This window comes from Microvirga massiliensis (assembly GCF_001006805.1).
GTDB lineage: Bacteria > Pseudomonadota > Alphaproteobacteria > Rhizobiales > Beijerinckiaceae > Microvirga > Microvirga massiliensis.
This window is the reverse complement of the sequence record NZ_LN811352.1, coordinates 639,590-657,357: the sequence shown is the minus strand read 5'-3', so window position 1 is coordinate 657,357 and position 17,768 is coordinate 639,590. Positions and strand designations below refer to the sequence as shown.

Annotated in this window: 15 protein-coding genes; 6 read left to right on the top strand and 9 right to left on the bottom strand. The window is 65.0% G+C overall.

Going from position 1 to position 17,768, the window contains the following annotated elements:
- Positions 1-45: 45 nt before the first annotated feature.
- The 4 genes from scpA to BN1233_RS12005 all read right to left on the bottom strand — a co-directional run bounded on the left by scpA (position 46) and on the right by BN1233_RS12005 (position 5,089).
- Positions 46-2,223 (bottom strand): methylmalonyl-CoA mutase, encoded by a 2,178-nt coding sequence (scpA, locus tag BN1233_RS12020; RefSeq protein ID WP_046863738.1) that lies wholly within the window; start codon positions 2,221-2,223, stop codon positions 46-48.
- Between the two features lie 91 nt (positions 2,224-2,314).
- Positions 2,315-2,692 carry a hypothetical protein gene (locus tag BN1233_RS12015; RefSeq protein WP_046863737.1) on the bottom strand — a complete coding sequence of 126 codons (378 nt, stop codon included), beginning with the start codon at positions 2,690-2,692 and terminating at the stop codon, positions 2,315-2,317.
- Positions 2,693-2,757: 65 nt separating this feature from the next.
- Entirely contained in the window at positions 2,758-4,599 is a 1,842-nt protein-coding gene (locus tag BN1233_RS12010; protein WP_046863736.1) for a methylmalonyl-CoA mutase subunit beta, read from the bottom strand.
- 112 nt (positions 4,600-4,711) lie between these two features.
- On the bottom strand, positions 4,712-5,089 hold the full coding sequence (locus tag BN1233_RS12005) for a DUF2267 domain-containing protein (RefSeq protein ID WP_046863735.1): 378 nt from the start codon (positions 5,087-5,089) through the stop codon (positions 4,712-4,714).
- A 317-nt stretch (positions 5,090-5,406) separates the two neighbouring features.
- On the opposite strand from BN1233_RS12005, the gene BN1233_RS12000 reads away from it, so the two are divergent.
- Positions 5,407-6,942 (top strand): helicase HerA-like domain-containing protein, encoded by a 1,536-nt coding sequence (locus BN1233_RS12000; RefSeq protein WP_046863734.1) that lies wholly within the window; start codon positions 5,407-5,409, stop codon positions 6,940-6,942.
- A gap of 78 nt (positions 6,943-7,020) precedes the next feature.
- The gene (locus tag BN1233_RS11995) at positions 7,021-8,403 is read left to right on the top strand and encodes a dipeptidase (RefSeq protein ID WP_046863733.1); all 1,383 of its coding nucleotides are present in this window, start codon (positions 7,021-7,023) and stop codon (positions 8,401-8,403) included.
- Between the two features lie 93 nt (positions 8,404-8,496).
- Here BN1233_RS11995 and BN1233_RS11990 read toward each other — a convergent pair whose 3' ends face one another.
- A complete protein-coding gene (locus BN1233_RS11990) occupies positions 8,497-9,177 on the bottom strand; it encodes a haloacid dehalogenase type II (RefSeq protein ID WP_082145427.1) in 681 nt (226 codons plus the stop codon).
- Between the two features lie 191 nt (positions 9,178-9,368).
- Here BN1233_RS11990 and BN1233_RS11985 point away from each other — a divergent pair, with 191 nt between their 5' ends.
- Both BN1233_RS11985 and BN1233_RS11980 read left to right on the top strand, forming a co-directional pair.
- On the top strand, positions 9,369-10,232 hold the full coding sequence (locus BN1233_RS11985) for a branched-chain amino acid aminotransferase (RefSeq protein ID WP_046863731.1): 864 nt from the start codon (positions 9,369-9,371) through the stop codon (positions 10,230-10,232).
- A gap of 100 nt (positions 10,233-10,332) precedes the next feature.
- On the top strand, positions 10,333-11,046 hold the full coding sequence (locus BN1233_RS11980; protein WP_046863730.1) for a DUF1194 domain-containing protein: 714 nt from the start codon (positions 10,333-10,335) through the stop codon (positions 11,044-11,046).
- A 9-nt stretch (positions 11,047-11,055) separates the two neighbouring features.
- Here BN1233_RS11980 and BN1233_RS11975 read toward each other — a convergent pair whose 3' ends face one another.
- The 3 genes from BN1233_RS11975 to BN1233_RS11965 form a co-directional block, all read right to left on the bottom strand.
- Complete coding sequence (locus tag BN1233_RS11975; RefSeq protein WP_046863729.1) at positions 11,056-12,219, bottom strand: YbfB/YjiJ family MFS transporter; 1,164 nt, start codon at positions 12,217-12,219, stop codon at positions 11,056-11,058.
- 263 nt (positions 12,220-12,482) lie between these two features.
- Entirely contained in the window at positions 12,483-14,009 is a 1,527-nt protein-coding gene (murJ, locus tag BN1233_RS11970; RefSeq protein ID WP_046863728.1) for a murein biosynthesis integral membrane protein MurJ, read from the bottom strand.
- Between the two features lie 3 nt (positions 14,010-14,012).
- Positions 14,013-14,999, bottom strand: coding sequence for a glycosyltransferase family 2 protein (locus BN1233_RS11965; protein WP_244470684.1), 987 nt, complete (start codon positions 14,997-14,999; stop codon positions 14,013-14,015).
- Positions 15,000-15,199: 200 nt separating this feature from the next.
- Between BN1233_RS11965 and BN1233_RS11960 the strand changes: the two genes are divergently transcribed.
- Entirely contained in the window at positions 15,200-16,045 is an 846-nt protein-coding gene (locus tag BN1233_RS11960; RefSeq protein ID WP_046863727.1) for a ChbG/HpnK family deacetylase, read from the top strand.
- A gap of 60 nt (positions 16,046-16,105) precedes the next feature.
- On the opposite strand, the gene BN1233_RS11955 is transcribed toward BN1233_RS11960, so the two are convergent.
- Entirely contained in the window at positions 16,106-16,705 is a 600-nt protein-coding gene (locus tag BN1233_RS11955) for a superoxide dismutase (protein WP_046863726.1), read from the bottom strand.
- Positions 16,706-16,839: 134 nt separating this feature from the next.
- Between BN1233_RS11955 and BN1233_RS11950 the strand changes: the two genes are divergently transcribed.
- Positions 16,840-17,760, top strand: a complete 921-nt coding sequence (locus tag BN1233_RS11950; RefSeq protein ID WP_046863725.1) for a hypothetical protein — start codon at positions 16,840-16,842, stop codon at positions 17,758-17,760.
- Positions 17,761-17,768: the final 8 nt, after the last annotated feature.

The window sequence follows — 17,768 nt, the reverse complement described above, 5'->3', positions numbered from 1 at the left end:
TGCGAGCACCGTCGGAATTATCTCTCCTTTGACGAACTCGGCGCGCTACTCCGCTGCCTGTCGCGGGCCATAGCCCAAGCGCGCATTCAGCTGCTCGATCAAGCCCACCGCCGCATCCGCGATGACGGTGCCGGGCGGGAAGATTGCCGAGGCGCCGGCGGCATACAGGGCTTCGAAATCCTGCTGCGGGATCACGCCGCCGACGACGATCATGATGTCGTCGCGGCCGTATTTATGGAGCTCCTCGCGCAGTTCCGGCACGAGCGTGAGGTGGCCGGCGGCGAGGGACGAGACGCCGACGATGTGGACGTCGTTCTCGACCGCCTGCCGGGCGGCTTCAGCGGGTGTCGCGAAAAGCGGCCCGATATCGACGTCGAATCCGAGATCCGCGAACGCGGAGGCGATCACCTTCTGGCCGCGATCATGGCCGTCCTGGCCCATCTTGGCGACGAGGATGCGCGGCCGGCGTCCGTCGTCCTGCTCGAACGCCTCGACGAGCCGGCGAACGCGTTCGACCGACGGCGACATGGTTCCGACCTCCCGTTTGTAGACTCCGGAAATCGCCTTGATCTCCGCGCGATGACGACCCCAGACCTTCTCGAGCGCCGCGGAGATTTCTCCGACCGTCGCCTTCGCGCGTGCAGCCTGCACTGCGAGATCGAGCAGGTTTCCCTGGCCGCTCGCAGCAGAGGCCGAGAGCGCGTCGAGCGCGCTCTGCACATCCGCCTCGTTGCGCTCTGCGCGCAGGCGCTCGAGCTTCGCGATCTGGCGGGCGCGCACGGCGCTGTTGTCGACCTTCAGGATCTCGATCGTGGCTTCGTTCTCTGGGCGGAAGCAGTTCACGCCGATGATCCGCTGGTGGCCGGAATCGATCCGCGCCTGCGTGCGCGCCGCCGCCTCCTCGATCTTCAGCTTCGGGATGCCGGCCTCGATCGCCTTCGCCATGCCGCCGAGGGCTTCGACCTCCTCGATATGGCTCCAGGCCTTCTGCGCGAGCTCGCCCGTGAGGCGCTCGACATAGTAGGAGCCGCCCCACGGATCGATGATGCGCGTCGTACCGCTCTCCTGCTGCAGGAAGAGCTGCGTGTTGCGCGCGATCCGCGCCGAGAAGTCGGTCGGCAGCGCAAGCGCCTCGTCGAGCGCGTTCGTGTGCAGCGATTGCGTATGTCCCTGCGTGGCCGCCATCGCCTCGACGCAGGTGCGGATCACATTGTTGAAGACGTCCTGCGCGGTCAGCGACCAGCCTGAGGTCTGGCAGTGGGTCCGCAGCGGCAGCGATTTCACGTTCTGCGGATTGAAGCCCTTCACGAGCTTCGCCCAGAGCAGGCGCGCGGCGCGCAGCTTCGCGACCTCCATGAAAAAGTTCATGCCGACGGCCCAGAAGAAGGAGAGCCGCGGCGCGAACTGATCGATGGTGAGCCCGGCTGCGAGACCGGCGCGGATGTATTCGACGCCGTCCGCGAGCGTGTAGGCGAGCTCGAGGTCCTGCGTCGCTCCCGCTTCCTGCATGTGGTAGCCGGAGATCGAAATCGAGTTGAACTTCGGCATGTGGGCCGAGGTGTAGCCGAAGATGTCGGAGATGATCCGCATCGAGCCCTGGGGCGGATAGATGTAGGTGTTCCGCACCATGAACTCTTTGAGGATGTCGTTCTGGATCGTGCCCGACAGCTTCTGGTGCGGCACGCCCTGTTCCTCGGCCGCCACGATGTAGAGCGCCATGACAGGCAGCACCGCGCCGTTCATGGTCATCGACACGCTCATTCGGTCGAGCGGGATGCCGTCGAACAGGGTGCGCATGTCGAGGATGGAATCGATCGCGACGCCGGCCATGCCGACATCGCCCGCGACCCGCGGGTGATCCGAGTCGTAGCCGCGGTGCGTCGCAAGATCGAAGGCGACCGAGAGGCCCTTCTGGCCGGCCGCGAGATTGCGCCGGTAGAAGGCGTTCGAGTCCTCCGCCGTCGAGAACCCGGCATATTGCCGGATCGTCCACGGCTGGTTGACGTACATCGTCGGATACGGACCACGCAGGTATGGCGGCAGGCCCGGATAGGTGTCGAGGAAGTCGAGCCCGGCGCGGTCCTGCGGTCCGTAGACCGGCTTCACGGGGATGCCTTCCGGAGTGAGCCACGGCTCCTCGGCGCCGGCGGCATGGGATGCCGCAGCGCGGGCCTCGGCCGCCTTGTTCCATTCGATCGTCGAGAAGTCTGGTATCCGGGTCATGGTCTCTGACGGGCGTCGAAGCGAATTTGCCGATTTCTCATTCTATGGTCTGCATGTCGATCAGGCTATCCGCGGAATCGCCAAGCCGGATTCAGCCCCGGCGCTCCGCCATCCATCGCCCCGAGCAGCCGCGTCCGGGGGCGGTCCAGGTGCCGCTGCCGGCGTTCGCCCGAAGGCGCCCGGTCACCCTGACGCGATCCGGCCCCTGTCCGAACTGCGCCTCGATCCGACCTCTCGGCCGGATCAGCCCGACCACCTGTGCCGAGGTCTCTCCGAACATGTTCCTGAATCTCACCTGACCGCGGGACAGCACGACCGGGTAGCGGTACCACGGATCGCAGGGCCCCCGGTGCGTGCGAACGTCGACCGTCCAGGCTCCGTCGAGTGGCTGGCTGCGGGCGCCTGCAGGAAACGCGGTGAACAGGCAGACGAGGGCGAGCAACAGGGCCCAGGCGCAGACAGACGGCATAAAACCTCCAGGAAGCGCGAGCTTACCTGGACCAAACGGTTCCCTCGTTTCGCGGGTTCCGGCGATCACGCCTCCGCCTGAGAGAGCGCCGCGTCGAGCACGCCGAGGGCGTCGCAGCCCGCGAACACGAACCCGGAGATGCCGGCATCCCGAAGGGCCGCCTCATGCGGCCCAGGGCGTCCCGCGAGATACAGGGTTGCTCCGGGGTGGGCGGCATGCAGCGCTCGCGCCGCCGCTTCGGCATCCGACTCGTAGATCTCGTCGGACGAGCAGAGACAGGCGAGGGGCGCTCCGCTGTACCGGAAAGCTGCGGCCATTGCCCCATGGTCCGGGAAGCCGTCGTTCGGGATGGCCTCGATCCCACCGGCCTCGAACAGGTTCTTGGCGAAGGTCGCCCGGGCCGTGAAGGCTGCAACCGGCCCGAGATTGGCGAGGAAGACCCTGGGCCGGCGACCCGCCCGGGCCAGGGCGTCATCCGAGCGGTCTCGCAAGTGCTCGAAAGGCTCGGCAGTCCGGCGGGACGGCAATGCCGGAAAGTCGGGCGCCGGGTCGGGGCGGAGAGCCGGTGAGGGCGCCAGGACTGCGACCGGCGTCTCGTGGATGTTCGGAAACTCGCTCGTGCCCGTGAGAGGATCGCGGCGCGATGCGACCGCTCGGTTGCGCTTGCTGCGCACGCCTGCGATCGCCTCCTGAATGCGCCCGGCCTGGAGACTTGCCACGATTCCGCCGGACGCCTCGATCTCCCGGAACAGGGTCCAGGCTCCGGAGCACAGGTCATCGGTCAGCGCCTCGAAGGCGCCCGACCCGGCTGCGGGGTCGGCGACCCTCCACAGATTGGCTTCATCAGCCAGGACGAGCTGCGTGTTGCGTGCGATCCGCCGCGCAAAGGGATCGGCAAGGCCGAGAGCCGCAGTGAAGGGCAGAACATTGATGTCGTCCGCGCCCCCGACCGCCGCCGAGAACGCCGCGATCGTTCCCCGCAACAGGTTCACCCACGGGTCGCGCCGCGTGAGCATGCGCCAGGCCGTCTCGACCTGCAGATGGATGGGTGCAGGCGTAAGACCGCATTCATCTTCGATGCGGGCCCAGAGCTGACGGAGGGCTCTCAGCTTGGCGATCGTGAGGAACTGGTCGGCATCCGCGACCGCCAGGAAGGATAGCGAAGCCTGCGCATCGACGAACGGGATGCCACTCGCCTCGAGCGCACGCAGATAGGCGACGCCCGTCGCGAGAGCAGCTGCGAGTTCCTGGACCTCACTCGCTCCGGCTTCGTGATACGGCCGGGTGTCGATGCGCAGGAGCCCGGAGCGGAAGCCCGCATCCCGAAGGAACGCAACGGTCCCGGCACAGTCTCGAGCGAGCTCTTCCCAGGGAAGTGGAAGCCGGCCCGTCCGGGCCATGTCGCCGATCGGATCGAGGCCAAAATCGACCGAAAGCGCCTCGCAGGCCAGCCCGCGCTCTCGGGCGAGTCGCACGATCTCATCGGCTGCTGCCTTTCCCGCGAATGGCGCCGTTTCAACGGAAAGACGGATCAGGTCGAGCATCACGCCGTCGAGCGCAGCGGCGAGGCTGCCCTGGACGCCGAAGCCGCGCCCCCCCAGCGAACCGGCGAGCGACAGGATCAGCCCGGCCGCGCCCCCTTCCAGATCCGCTCGCGCCTGCTCGGATGCCTGACTGGGGTCGGGATGCTCGACCCGCTGCATCACCCGCCAGACGCCGTGCGAAGCCCGGCCCGCGACCTTCCCGCCTTCGGCCTTCTCATAGAGAGGCTGGATCTCGAAGCCGTCATAGGTGCGGGATACGAGCTTGCGCTCGAACTCCGCTCCCTTGAGCACCCCCGAGACGAGCTTCAGCCAATCCTCGCGGGAGGGTGTCGGGAACTCGGAAGCGAGAGGGAGGATATCCATGGGAAACCTTCGGTCAGCAGCGGCCCTCTCTGCAACACGCGAAGCTTTCCGCCAAGACCGAAGCTTCTTGTGGAGCGAAGGAGGCCGGTCGACGATCTCCCGCGCGCGGAGCCTACACGAATTGCGACAGCCCGGGGATCGACCCGACGATCGCACCCATGACGTCCTCGCCGGCCCTTTCGCGGCCGAACGCGAACAGCTCACGGCCGAGCGGCTGCATCTGCCCCATGGACACGCCAGCGCTCATGAGCTGGCCCCCGAGAGCCATCACGCCGCCGCCCATTCCCCCGACCATGTCCATGAGACCGCCTCCCTGGCCGGCGCCGGCCCCCATGGCGCTTTCGGCCCCCGGCATGGAGGCCAGAAGCTGATCCACCTCGGCGGGCGGGCCCTCCTTCCTGAGAAAGTTCAGAATGATGCCGATGGCGCTCGTCGCGGTCTCCGCATCGAGTCCCGTCGCCTGGGTCACCCGCGCGAGAAGTTCTTCCATCTCGATCTCCCGTCCACCTTGCCGGATCAGGTCATGCCTACGCCGACATTTTCACATTTCGTTGACCGCGCCGGATCCGTCCGTGCCGACGGAATCGCCTGTCCGCTCCGCCGGATTAGGTCGCGCCGGACACGATGAAATCAAGACGTTCGCGCATTGTGCGGAACGGTGGGTCCCCATTTCCGCACGATGCGCCGCTCAAGGACCGAAGCATCGGATTGGCCCCGAAAGTGGAGTCTACTTCTGGGTCCGATGCTATCGCCGGAGTGGAAACCGCTCTGCGATTTGCATAGTTTCATGACACGACCGGAGGCACCATGCTCGAAGACGGCAAAATTCTCATCGGGAAGAGCACCAAGCCCGAATATCTCGACCTCCGCCTCGCCAACCGGCATGGCCTCATCACGGGCGCGACCGGAACCGGCAAGACGGTCTCCCTGCAGGTACTGGCAGAAGGTTTCTCGAGCGCGGGCGTTCCGGTCTTCGCGGCCGACATCAAGGGTGATCTGTCCGGCGTCGCGGCGCCCGGCACTGCGAAGCCGCCTTTCGTGCAGCGCGCGAAGGACATCGGCATCGAATACGTGCCGGACCGTCTTCCGGTCGTCTTCTGGGACCTGTTCGGCGAGCAGGGTCATCGTGTGCGGGCGACGGTCAGCGAGATGGGACCGCTCCTGCTGTCGCGCCTGCTCGATCTCAACGATACCCAGGAAGGTGTCCTCAATATCGCGTTCCGGGTTGCCGACGAGCAGGGCCTGCTCCTCCTCGACCTCAAGGATCTGCGTGCGCTGCTCCAGTTCATTGCCGAGAACGCGCAGAAGCTGACGGCGGAATACGGCAACGTCTCGAAAGCATCCGTCGGTGCGATTCAGCGCCAGTTGCTCGTCCTGGAAAATCAGAAGGGCGAGGAGTTTCTCGGCGAGCCGGCGCTCCAAATCGGCGATCTGATGCGCACGGACCGAGACGGCCGCGGTGTCATCAATATCCTGGCCGCCGACAAGCTGATGAACAATCCGCGGCTCTACGCGACGTTCCTGCTCTGGCTGATGTCGGAACTCTTCGAGGAGCTTCCGGAAGTCGGCGATCTCGACAAGCCGAAGCTCGTGTTCTTCTTCGACGAAGCCCACATGCTATTCGACGATGCGCCGCGTGCGCTCCTCGATGCTGTTGAGCGCGTCGTTCGCCTGATCCGGTCCAAGGGAGTCGGTGTCTACTTCATCACGCAGAACCCGGCCGACGTGCCGGAATCCGTCCTCGCGCAGCTCGGCAACCGCGTCCAGCATGCCCTGCGCGCCTTCACACCCCGTGACCAGAAGGCAGTCCGCGTCGCAGCCGAAACATTCCGTCAGAATCCCGCTTTCAATACCGAAAAGGCGATCACGGAACTCGGCGTCGGCGAGGCTCTCGTTTCGATGCTGGAAGGAAAGGGGGTGCCCTCGATGGTGGAGCGAACGCTGATCGCTCCCCCGAGTGGCCAAGTCGGGCCGATCGACTCCGCTGCGCGTCAGCAGATCATTGCGGCAAGCCCTCTGCGTGGGAAATACGACCAGCCGATCGATCAGGAATCCGCCTATGAACTTCTCGCGAAGCGGGCCCATCAGGCCGCCGCGGGGCAAGAAGCACAGAGTGGCGGCGGCCTTCTCGACATGATCGGCTCCATGTTCGGCACGACGCGCAAGAAGGGCGAGACATTGAGCGTCGGCCAGACCGTGGCCCGCGAAGTGACCCGCACGGTCGTGAACCAAACGATCGGCGGATTGGCTGCGGAGCTCGGGCGCGTGCTCGGTGGCCAACGCGGCAGCTCCATCGGCCGTGCCGTCGTCCGCGGCACGCTGGGTGGAATCCTCAAGCGCTGAGCCTCCCTTGCGGGATCGACGCGATTGGGAGTAGCTGACCCTTCCAGCGCCCCGGCGCCCGCTCAGGATCGTTCTTCCATGTCGCAACTCGACCAGGTTCTCGCTCGCATCGATGCCGATCTCGACTCGTCGCTCGAGAGGCTTTTCACCTGGCTGAGAATTCCCTCGATCTCCACGGATCCGGCCTATGCGCAGGATTGCCGAAAGGCGGCCGAGTGGCTGAAATCCGACCTCGCGGAGCTCGGCGTGAGCGCATCGCTGCGCGAGACGGGCGGCCATCCGGTCGTGCTCGGCCATGCCACCGCCGGTGAGCGCCCGCATGTCCTCTTCTACGGCCACTATGACGTACAGCCGGTCGACCCGCTGGATCTCTGGGAAACGCCGCCTTTCGAGCCCCGGATGGTCACGCTGCCGGACGGACGCCGGGTGATCAGCGCGCGCGGCGCTTGCGACGACAAGGGGCAGGTCATGACCTTCGTGGAGGCCTGCCGGGCGTTCAAGGCTGTGACCGGCCGCCTTCCCGTCGACGTCACGTTCCTGATCGAGGGTGCCGAGGAGGACGGATCGAAGTTTCTTCCGGAATTTGTCGAGACCAACAAGGACGAGCTGAAGGCCGACGTCGCCCTCGTCTGCGACACGGGGATGTGGGACCAGCAGACGCCGAGCATCACGTCGGCACTGCGGGGCCTCGTCTACGAAGAGGTCATCGTGCGCTGTGCGGACCGCGACCTCCATTCGGGGTTGTTCGGCGGTGGCGCGCAGAACCCGGTCCGCGTCCTGGCGCGGATCATCGCGGATCTCCACGACGAGAACGGCCGCATCATGGTCCCGGGCTTTTACGACGGCGTCCCGGAGACACCTGAAGCCGTGCTGGAGCAGTGGCGATCGTTGGGGCTCACGCCCGAGAGCTTCCTCGGCCCGATTGGGCTGCGGGAGCCCGCGGGTGAGAAGGACCGGATGCTCATCGAGCAGATCCAATCCCGCCCGACCTGTGACGTGAACGGTATCATCGGCGGCTATACCGGCGTCGGTGCGAAGACCGTCATCGCGGCCGAGGCGAGCGCGAAGATTTCATTCCGTCTCGTCGGCGACCAGGATCCGGAGCGAATCTCGGAATCCTTCAAGGCTTTCGTGCGCGCGCGCATTCCGGCCGATTGCTCGGTCGAGTTCGTGAAGCACAAGGGTTCGCGCGCGATCCAGCTTCCCTACGACATGCCGTCGCTCGCGAAGGCAAAGGCCGCACTCTCGAAGGAGTGGGGGCGGGAAGCGGTCACGATCGGCTCGGGCGGATCGATCCCAATCGTCGGAGATTTCAAGCGCACGCTCGGCCTCGACACGCTGCTCGTCGGCTTCGGCCTCGACGACGATCGCGTGCATTCACCGAATGAGAAATACGATCTGACGAGCTTCCATAAGGGCGCGCGCAGCTGGGCGCGCATTCTCGCAGTGCTGGCAGAGTAGGCCCGCTCTCGCAGAGACGAAAGCACTCCGCGACCAGCGGAGTGTGCTGTCATTCGGTGCACCGGAGCGAGGTCCGCGGACCTGCTCCGGACGTCAATCGTCCGGGCGGCCAAGAACAGTAAGGTCCGGGATCGTCGCGATGGGTTCGAGTCCCGGATATTCCTCGGGCATGCCGGAGCGGTTGACCCAGACCGGTTTAAAACCGAAAGCGGCGGCCCCGGCGATATCCCAGCGGTTGGACGAGACGAAAACCACGTCGCGGGGCCGGACCTGCAGTGCGCTTGTCACGAGTTCATAGGCGCGTGGGCTCGTCTTGTAGGTCCGCACGGAATCGACCGAGAGGACGAGATCGATCCGGTCTGCGACCTGTGCAGAGGCGATCGCATCGAGCAGCATTCCAGGGTCGCCGTTCGACAGGATCACGGTCCGGAGCGAGTGCGTGTTCAGGCGCTCGAGGACATGCGGCACTTCCGGGAAGGCGTCGAGTGTCCGGTATGCGGCAAGAAGATCCTTCCGCAGGGACCGGTCGACTTCGGGACAGCGGGCAAGGGCAAAGTCCAGTGCCCGCTCGGTGAGGAGCGAAAACGGCTCGTATCGCTCCGCGAGCGAGAGAACCCAAGAATATTCGAGCTGTTTGGCTCGCCAGATTTCGGAAAGCCGTGCCGCGTCGGGTCCGATACTGGCTGCATGCCGTCCGACCGCGGAATGGACATCGAAGAGTGTGCCATAGGCATCGAAGGCGATGGCCTTGATGCGGGAGAGCAGAGCGGGCATTGGTTCCATGCTTCATTCTATGGTGATCCGGCGCCAAATGAAGCCTCCCCGGGTTCGCCGAGATGAGACGACGATTCATCAATGTCGGTTCTCGCACCGATCAGCAGACGTCATAGCTGTTGCGGTTTCTACGGTTGACGGGTGGATCGAAGGGGGGTTTCGATGCGGCAGCATCGACGAAAGGATGAGCCGTGGCGTGGTATTCGAAGACCTGGAACTGGATCGATGGCTCCTGGCACGAGGGGAACCCGCCCATCATGGGCCCGCGGACCCATGCTGCCTGGCTGGGGTCGAGCGTGTTCGACGGTGCCCGCGTCTTCGAAGGCACGATGCCGGACATGGATCTTCATTGTGCCCGGGTGAATCGCTCCGCAGAAACGCTCGGGCTGAAGCCGACGATGAGCGCGGATGCGATCTGCGATCTCGTTCGGGAAGGCGCGCGGAAGTTTTCTCCCGACACGGCACTCTACGTGAAGCCGATGTACTGGGGCGAAGCGGAGGGCCCGTACACGGTCGCTGCCGATCCGGATTCGACGAGGTTCTGTCTCTCGCTGTTCGAGGCTCCGATGCCGGTTCCGGGCGGCTCCTCGATCACGAAGTCCAGCTTCCGACGCCCGACTCTCGAATCCATGCCGACCGATTCCAAGGCGGGCTGCCTTTATCCGAACAATGCGCGAGTCATGTGGGAGGCGAAAGCCAAGGGCTTCGACAACGCCCTCGTCTGTGACGCGCTCGGCAACGTGGCCGAGACCGGTACCTCGAACGTCTTCATGGCGAAGGACGGTGTCGTCCTGACGCCGATCCCGAACGGGACTTTCCTCAATGGAATCACCCGCCAGCGGGTGATCCAGCTTCTCCGCGGGGATGGCATTCCAGTTCATGAGACGACATTGCGCTATGAGGATTTCCAGGCGGCCGACGAAATCTTCACCTCCGGCAATTACGCGAAGGTGATGCCCGTCCTGCGGATCGATGATCGCAATCTCCAGCCCGGTCCGCTCTACCGGAAATCGCGGGAACTCTATTGGGCCTATGCACATGCGGGTCAGGCCTGACCCGCTGGACAAGGATCGCTGCCGGTCCAGTTCCAGGAAGTCGGCTCCGCGTTGAGGAGTTCGCTCCGGAGCCGTCCCTGGCATGGCATGAGGAGGGACGATGCGAGCGATTCTGATGGTCCTGTTTCTCGCCTGGGCGACATTGCCGGCGCGCGCCGAAGCGGTCGATCTCGAGCTCGTCTTTGCCGCCGATGGCTCGGGCTCGATCGACGACGATGAGCTTCGGCTGCAGCGTCAGGGCTGGGCCGAGGCGCTCACCAGCGCGGACGTCCTTTCGGCCATCAGGAACGGTCTCATCGGTGCCATCGCCGTTGCCTACATGGAATGGGGCGGCCCGAGCTCGCAAGTCCTGATCGTCGACTGGCACGTGATCCGCGACGAGGCGAGCGCCCGTGCCTTCGGGGAGAAGCTCGTCTCCGCGCCGCGGGGTGCCTACGGCTACAATTCGATCTCGAACGCGATCGACTATTCGGTGCGCCTCGTCGACAGCAACGCGCTCGACGGCACCCGCAAGGTGATCGACGTCTCGGGAGACGGCCCGAACATCGGTGGCCGTCCTCTCGCAGCGGCACGGGCAGATGCCCTTGCGAAGGGCTTCACGATCAACGCCCTCGCGATCCGCCGTCCCGGTGGGCGACCGGGCGGTCCCGGAGGCATGTCGCTGGAGGATTACTATGCCGGGAGCGTGATCGGTGGTCCGGGTGCGTTCGTCGAGATTGCCGACGCGACACGACCCTTCGCCCTCGCCACGAGGCGAAAGCTTCTCACCGAGGTCGCCGATCTTCGCAATCCTGATCGACTTGCCCGGTATTGACCGGCCCTCTCATGGGGCGGGTCGGACCCGCGCGATGCCGAACGAAAGCGCGGCTGCCACAAGCAGCATCAAGGCCGCCGCGAGGGTCGGCACTACGTAATTCCCGGTCCGCTCGACGACGAAGCCGGCGAAGGCGGGGCCGACGATCTGCCCGGCTCCGAACGATCCCGTCATCAAGGCCGTCACGCGGGCCGGATCCGAGCTTGACAGGCTGCGGGCGCCGACAAGCCCGAGCGCCGTGATGCCTACGAAAGTGCCCCCTAAAAAGAGGCTCGCCAGGATAGCGCCTGCGAGCGAAGGAACGAGAACGCTCGCAGCGACTCCTACGGCCTCGACGATGCAGGCGAGCGCCATGACGCCGAACGTACCCGCGCGCATGGCGAGCTGCGACCAGAGGGCGACCGACGGAATCGCGGCGAGTCCAAACAGGATCCATATCGTCTCTTCCCAGGCCTGCATCTCGGCTGTCGCGCGGACGATCGCGACGAGGAAAGTTGCCGTGATGACATAGCCGAACCCGAAGAGCCCGTAGGCTACGATCAAAGCAACCAGCGGCCATGTGAGATCGAGAGATGTTGCCGGGCCAGAGGTCCTTCGATCGCCGGATGGCGCCGTTGCCACGAGTTGCGCCACCGCCGGAAGAGCGGCCAGCGAGACGATACCGAGCGCAAGCCACGCGCCGCGCCAGCCAAAATCAACGGCCGACAGAGCTGCGAGGAGTGCCGCCGAGGCGGCAATGCCCGTGCCCACTCCCGCGAAGTGAACGGCCGTGAGACCTGGGCGTCCCATTTCGCCAAGGCGCGCCAGCACGATGGAAGACGCGAAAATGAACACGAACGCACTGGCCACACCGCCGGCGAAGCGCACTGCGAGAAGAAACCAGATTTCGGAAGATGCCCCGGTCAATGCGGTGGTGATGCCGCTCGTCGCAAAGGCCCAAAGAAGAACGCGGCGCTGCTGCGAGAAGGCAGGAAGCGAGGCCGCGAGCGCGCCGAGGAGATAGCCGAGAAAATTCGAAGAGGCGAGCAGCCCTGCCGCAGTATTCGACAGGGGTATCTTGGCCACCATTTCAGGAAGGAGCGGCGTGTAGGCGAAGCGCCCGATCCCCATGGCGACCGCAAGGGACAGGAGGCCGCCGAGGGCGAGACGAAGCGCGGAGACGTCGGATGTCATGCGGGAGGATTGCCGCCTGTTCGGTGCCGAGGGTCAATTGGCATGAGTGCTGAGTATTTGGAAGTCACGGCTCGCCTCGCGCTTTTCGTCATTGCGAGGGGAGCGGAGGAATCCAGGAGCACATCCGTCGACGGGTAGATTGCTTCGCCTTCGGCTCGCAAGGACGGAAGTGCGGTGGGATGGGTAGTGCGTCGCGCCTGCGGCGCGCAGTGACGACAGAAGGTGCGGGAACCACACGGCAACTTCACAGGGGCGAGAGCGCCCTAACGTCGCGCGAACCGTACTCTGAAGAGGCGGAAGCCCAGAGCCAGCAGGATCACGTAGGCGATAGCTCCCGCTGCGCCGACGAGCCCGAGCAGGGTTTCGTCCCGCCAGGCCGGCAGGCTTGCCAGGAATGGGCGCAGGTGTTGCGGAAGGAAGAGCGCCACGAAGGCGAGACCGGCTGCTGCCATCCCGACGGCCGCGAGGCCGCGGCGAAGCACGGGGGCGGACGTCATCCAGCCCCGACGGCGGGCAAGGATGACGAGCAGGGCGAAGTTGACCCATGCGCCGATGGCCGTCCCGAGCGCGAGGCCGGCAACGCCCATCTGCGCCGTGAGAGCGAGCTTTGCGAGGACGTTGACGGCAACGCCGGACAGGGACGCAACGAGCGGTGTCTTCGTGTCTTCCCGCGAATAGAAGCTGGCCACCGCCGACCGGATCAGGACAACGGCCGGAAGCCCCGTGGCGTAAGCGGCCAGAACCAGGCCGGCGCGCTGAGCCGCTTCCACGTCGAAGGCGCCGCGTTGGAACATGGCCCGCATGATGAGATCGGGGAGCGCCAGGAAGGCTATGACGAAGGGCGCGGCGAGGGCAGCGGTCAGCCCGATCGCCCGGGCCTGCGCCGCATGGGCCCTGGCGACGTCGCCTGCGGCCACGCGACGGCTCATTTCCGGAAGAAGGACCGTCCCGGCGGCGATGCCGATGACGCCGACCGGCAGCTGGTACAAGCGATCGGCGTAGTAGAGCGAGGCGACCGCGCCGACCGGCAGGAACGAGGCGATGATCGTATCGGCGAACATCGCGATCTGGACGCCGGCCGATCCGACGACTGCGGGCCCGAGGGTGCGGAAGAAATCCCGCATCGGACGGTCGAGGACGGGACGTTTCAGCGGGGGGGAGATTCCCGCGCGCCAAGCGGCCCCGAGCACGAGCCCGAGCTCGAGCAATCCCGCAAAGGCAACACCCCAGGCTGCGGCATGGCCGGCGGTGGGGAAGAAAGCCGCCAGCGCAAGCGCTGCGACCATCGAGACGTTGAGGAGGACGGGTGCGGCCGCAGCTGCTGCAAACCGCTCGTGCGCATTCAGAACGCCCGAGAGGATCGTCACGAGCGTCATGAAGAGGAGATACGGGAAGGTGATGCGCGTCAAAGTCACGGCCAGATCGAATCGGGTCGTATCCTCCGGAAATCCGGGAGCGAGCAGCGACACCACAAAGGGCATCGCCGGCAGGGCCAGGACGAGGAGAACGATCTGGATCAGCAGCATCAATGTCGTGATGCGACCCGAGAAGGTCCGTGCCGAGCCCGGTCCGGTGGTTTCCAGCAGACGCGAATAGGTTGGAACGAAGGCGTTGTTGAATGCGCCTTCGCCGAAGATGGCGCGAAAATGATTTGGAATGCGCAGGGCGACGACGAACGCATCGGCGATCGGGCCCGCACCGATGATGGCCGCGAGCACGATGTCGCGCGCGAAGCCCGTCACGCGGGACAGCAGCGTGAAGCCGCCGACGGAGAGAATTCTGCGCAGCACCGGTCAGGCCCGCCGAACGCTGCGACTATTTCGTGCGAGCATATCGCCCGCTTCATCGGCATGGCCGACGCGTTCAGCAACCACGTAAAGAGGCCGGCGCTTTACCTCCGCAAAGATGCGGCCGACATACTCGCCGATGATGCCGAGCGACATCAGCTGAACTCCGGAAAAGAACATGACCGAGACGATGAGGCTCGGAAAGCCCGGCAGGTCGGTTCCGAAGAGCAGCGTCCGCAGGAGGAAATACAGCGCCGTTGCGATCGACGCGACCGAGATCAGCAGGCCGAGATAGGTCCACACGCGCAATGGGACCGTGGAGAAGGACGTGATGCCGTCGAAAGCGAAGCGAAACAGCTTCCGGAAGCTCCATTTCGTGGCGCCATGCTGACGATCCTCGATGACGAACGGAACGCCGATGCTCTTGAAGCCGATCCATGCATAGAGGCCTTTCGAGAAGCGCGCCCGCTCGCCGAGCGTGCGCAAGACCTCGACCCCGCGCCGGTCGATGAGCCGAAAATCGCCGGCTCCTTCGGGCAGAGGCACTTCGCCGAATTGCTGGAAGAGGCGGTAAAAGAGGCGCGCGAAGTTCCGCTTGAGGCGGGTTTCGTCGGTCCTGTCGGTCCGTTGGCCGTAGACCATGACATAGCCTTCGCGCCAGTATTGCACGAAGGTCTCGATCATCTCGGGTGGATGCTGCAGGTCGGCATCCATGATCACGACCGCGCGCCCCTGCGCGTGATCGAGGCCGGCCGCAAGGGCGATCTCCTTTCCAAAGTTCCGGCTCAGGGAAACCGCGCCGATGCGCGGATCACGCTGGTTCCGGGCCCGGATTCGGGCAAGGGTGTCATCGCTGCTGCCGTCGTCGACGAAAACGATCTCCCAGTTCGAGGAGGCCCGGTCGAGAACCGGCGTGACACGATCGCAGAGGGGCTCGATATTGGCCCCCTCATTGAGGACCGGAATGATGATGCTCAGTTCGGGCGAGGCCAAGGCGGCGCTCCTGATGGACCCGGTGCCCGAAGGACGTTCAGCAGCGTTCCGCGACATCGTCGATCCGCGACTCTTGTGGGCGTCGGGGAACCTGTCCAGACGCCCGGGTGAAGGCTCCCGGATCGGATCTCCGGATTCCGTGGCGGGATTGCGGTTTGCCCTATGCTGACAAGAGTTTGCAAGACCGGGTGAGGAACGGGATGGTCGCAGGAAGAAAAGTCGTTCTCTGCGCCGACGACTATGCGCTGAGCGAAGGCGTCAGTCGAGGGATCCTCGAGCTGCTCGGGGCAGGGCGCCTGTCCACGACGAGCGTGATGAGCAACATGCCGGAGTGGAAGAGTCTCGCTCCGGATCTCGCCCCTTTCCGACGGATCCGAGGCATCGGGCTTCACTTGAACCTGACGGCCGGCCGCCCGCTGGCCGACATGCCGCTCCTGTGCCCGAATGGCGAGTTCCCGCGCCTTCAGGAGATCATTCAGAGAGCTTTCACGGGACGCTTGCCGGGGCACGAGATCCGGGCCGAGCTGGATCGCCAACTGGAAGCGTTCATCGAAGCGATGGGGCAGGCTCCCGACTTCGTGGACGGCCACCAGCACATTCACGTACTGCCGGTGATTCGGCACAGCCTGCTCTCCATTCTGTCGGAGCGAGGCCTGGGCGGAGAGGTCTGGCTCCGCGACCCCTCCGACGGAGCAGTCCAGATCATTCGCCGCGAGGTCGGAGCCAACAAGGCTCTCCTCGTCAAAGGGCTCGCGATCGGGTTCCGGGCCGCTGCCAATGCGGCCGGATTCATGACCAATGACGGATTTTCCGGGTTCAGCCCTCTCGATCCGAAAATGCCGGCCGAGCGCGTGATCACGCGGGCTTTCACGAGCCTTGGGCTACGGCCGGTGATCATGTGCCATCCGGGCTATGTGGATCCGTCCCTGAGAGATCTCGATCCGGCCGTGGACAGCCGTCCGGCAGAGCTTGCCTATCTGGGCTCGGAGGCTTTCGGCCTCTTCATGGCCGAGCGGAACCTCGAGCTTGTAGCCCGCCCGGCCTGACGGTGCCCCGCGGCCGGGCGGATCCCCGGTCCGTCCCAGATTCAGTGCGCTGGTTTCAGCTCAGCGGGTCGCCTCGGTGAACATCTCGTCGACGTGTTCCCAGTTCACGAGATTCTCGACGAAGGCCTTCAGATAGTCGGGACGCCGGTTGCGATAATCGATGTAGTAGGAGTGCTCCCAGACGTCACAGCCGAGAATCGGCTTTGCGCCATGGACCAGCGGATTCTCGCCGTTCGGGGTCTTCATGATGGTGATCCGGCCATCCTTGACGGCGAGCCAGCACCAGCCCGAGCCGAACTGCGTGACGCCGGCCTGGATGAAGTCCTCTTTCATCTTGTCGACGGATCCCAGGTCCTCGACAATCTTCTTCTCGAGCCTCCCGGGAATGGAACCGCCGCCATTCGGCTTCATCCATTTCCAGAAGTGAATGTGGTTGTAGTGCTGGCCCGCATTGTTGAAGAGCGCCTGGTTCTTTCCGTACGAACCGACGACGACCTCTTCGACGCTCTTCCCCTCGAGCTCGGAGCCTTTCAGCAGATTGTTGCCGGTGTTCACGTAAGCAAGGTGATGCTTATCGTGGTGAAACTCCAGCGTCTCGCGGGACATGTAGGGCTGGAGCGCATCATAAGCGTAAGGCAGATCGGGCAGCGTGAAGGACATGGTGAACTCCTCCGTGGATCGTCCAGCCGCTAGTTAGAACTCCCGTGGCGTCACGGCAACAGTACAGCTTCCCCGGTACGTCCATTTGTCCTATGCAAAAGACTGAGAGGCCAGGGTGCCTCGCAGGGAACGGAATGGTCGTTGCACTTCTCATCATCGCGCTCGCGATGATCGCCGGCGGATTGGCGGCGGTTCTACAAGGCTGGGACATCGTACTGCTGGAGCACGGCTGGACCCTCGTCGTTGCAGGCAGCGTGTTCACGTCCGGGGGAGCGATCCTGCTCGGGCTAGCCGCTACCGTCTTCCGGCTCGGACATCTCCGCCGCGAGCTCGTGACGATCCGGGATCGCTGGGGGCGGGCCGAATTCGAACGCATCGCACCGCCTCCCATCGATCCCGTCGCCGCGATCGCGGCAGGAGGGCTCGCCGCGACAGGTCTCACCGCTCCCTCCACCCAGGAGCATGAAGCGGACCAGAGTGACGAACCGAAAGAGGAAGAGGAGGGCAGCAGCCCGGACCATCAGCCGAATCTTCCGTTGTTTCTCTCCGAGAGGGGACGCTCGGCAGAATCGGTGCTTGCCGCCACTCTACCTTCGGTCGGCGAAAGGGAGCAGACCGACCGGGACGAGAGCGGCACTCGTCTGAACCTTCCTGACGATCTCCTGGGGCCCGTTCGCCGGGAGGATGAACGAGGCTCACCGGACCTTGCGAAGGAAACGGCCACCAAGGAAGCTGGCTGGGTTGCAGTGCATGATGCAGGGCGCGCGGACGATCTCACCCGCGTGGAGTCTGAACTCGCCGGAACTCCATCGCCGCCGGCGGGCCCTGCGGATGAGGAAACAACATCCGGAACGAGCGGGAGCGGCGAGCCGCCCTCCGAAGAGCGCATCTCACCGGTCATCGGGACATACACGTCCGGGGACAACCGCTACGTGATGTTTGCCGATGGCTCGATCGAGGCGGACACGCCTCACGGCACGTTCCGGTTCGGGTCTCTCGACGAGCTCAAGTCGTTCATCGCCTCGGGTGGTGAGCCACCGTCGGAGAGCGCCTAACGGTCGGG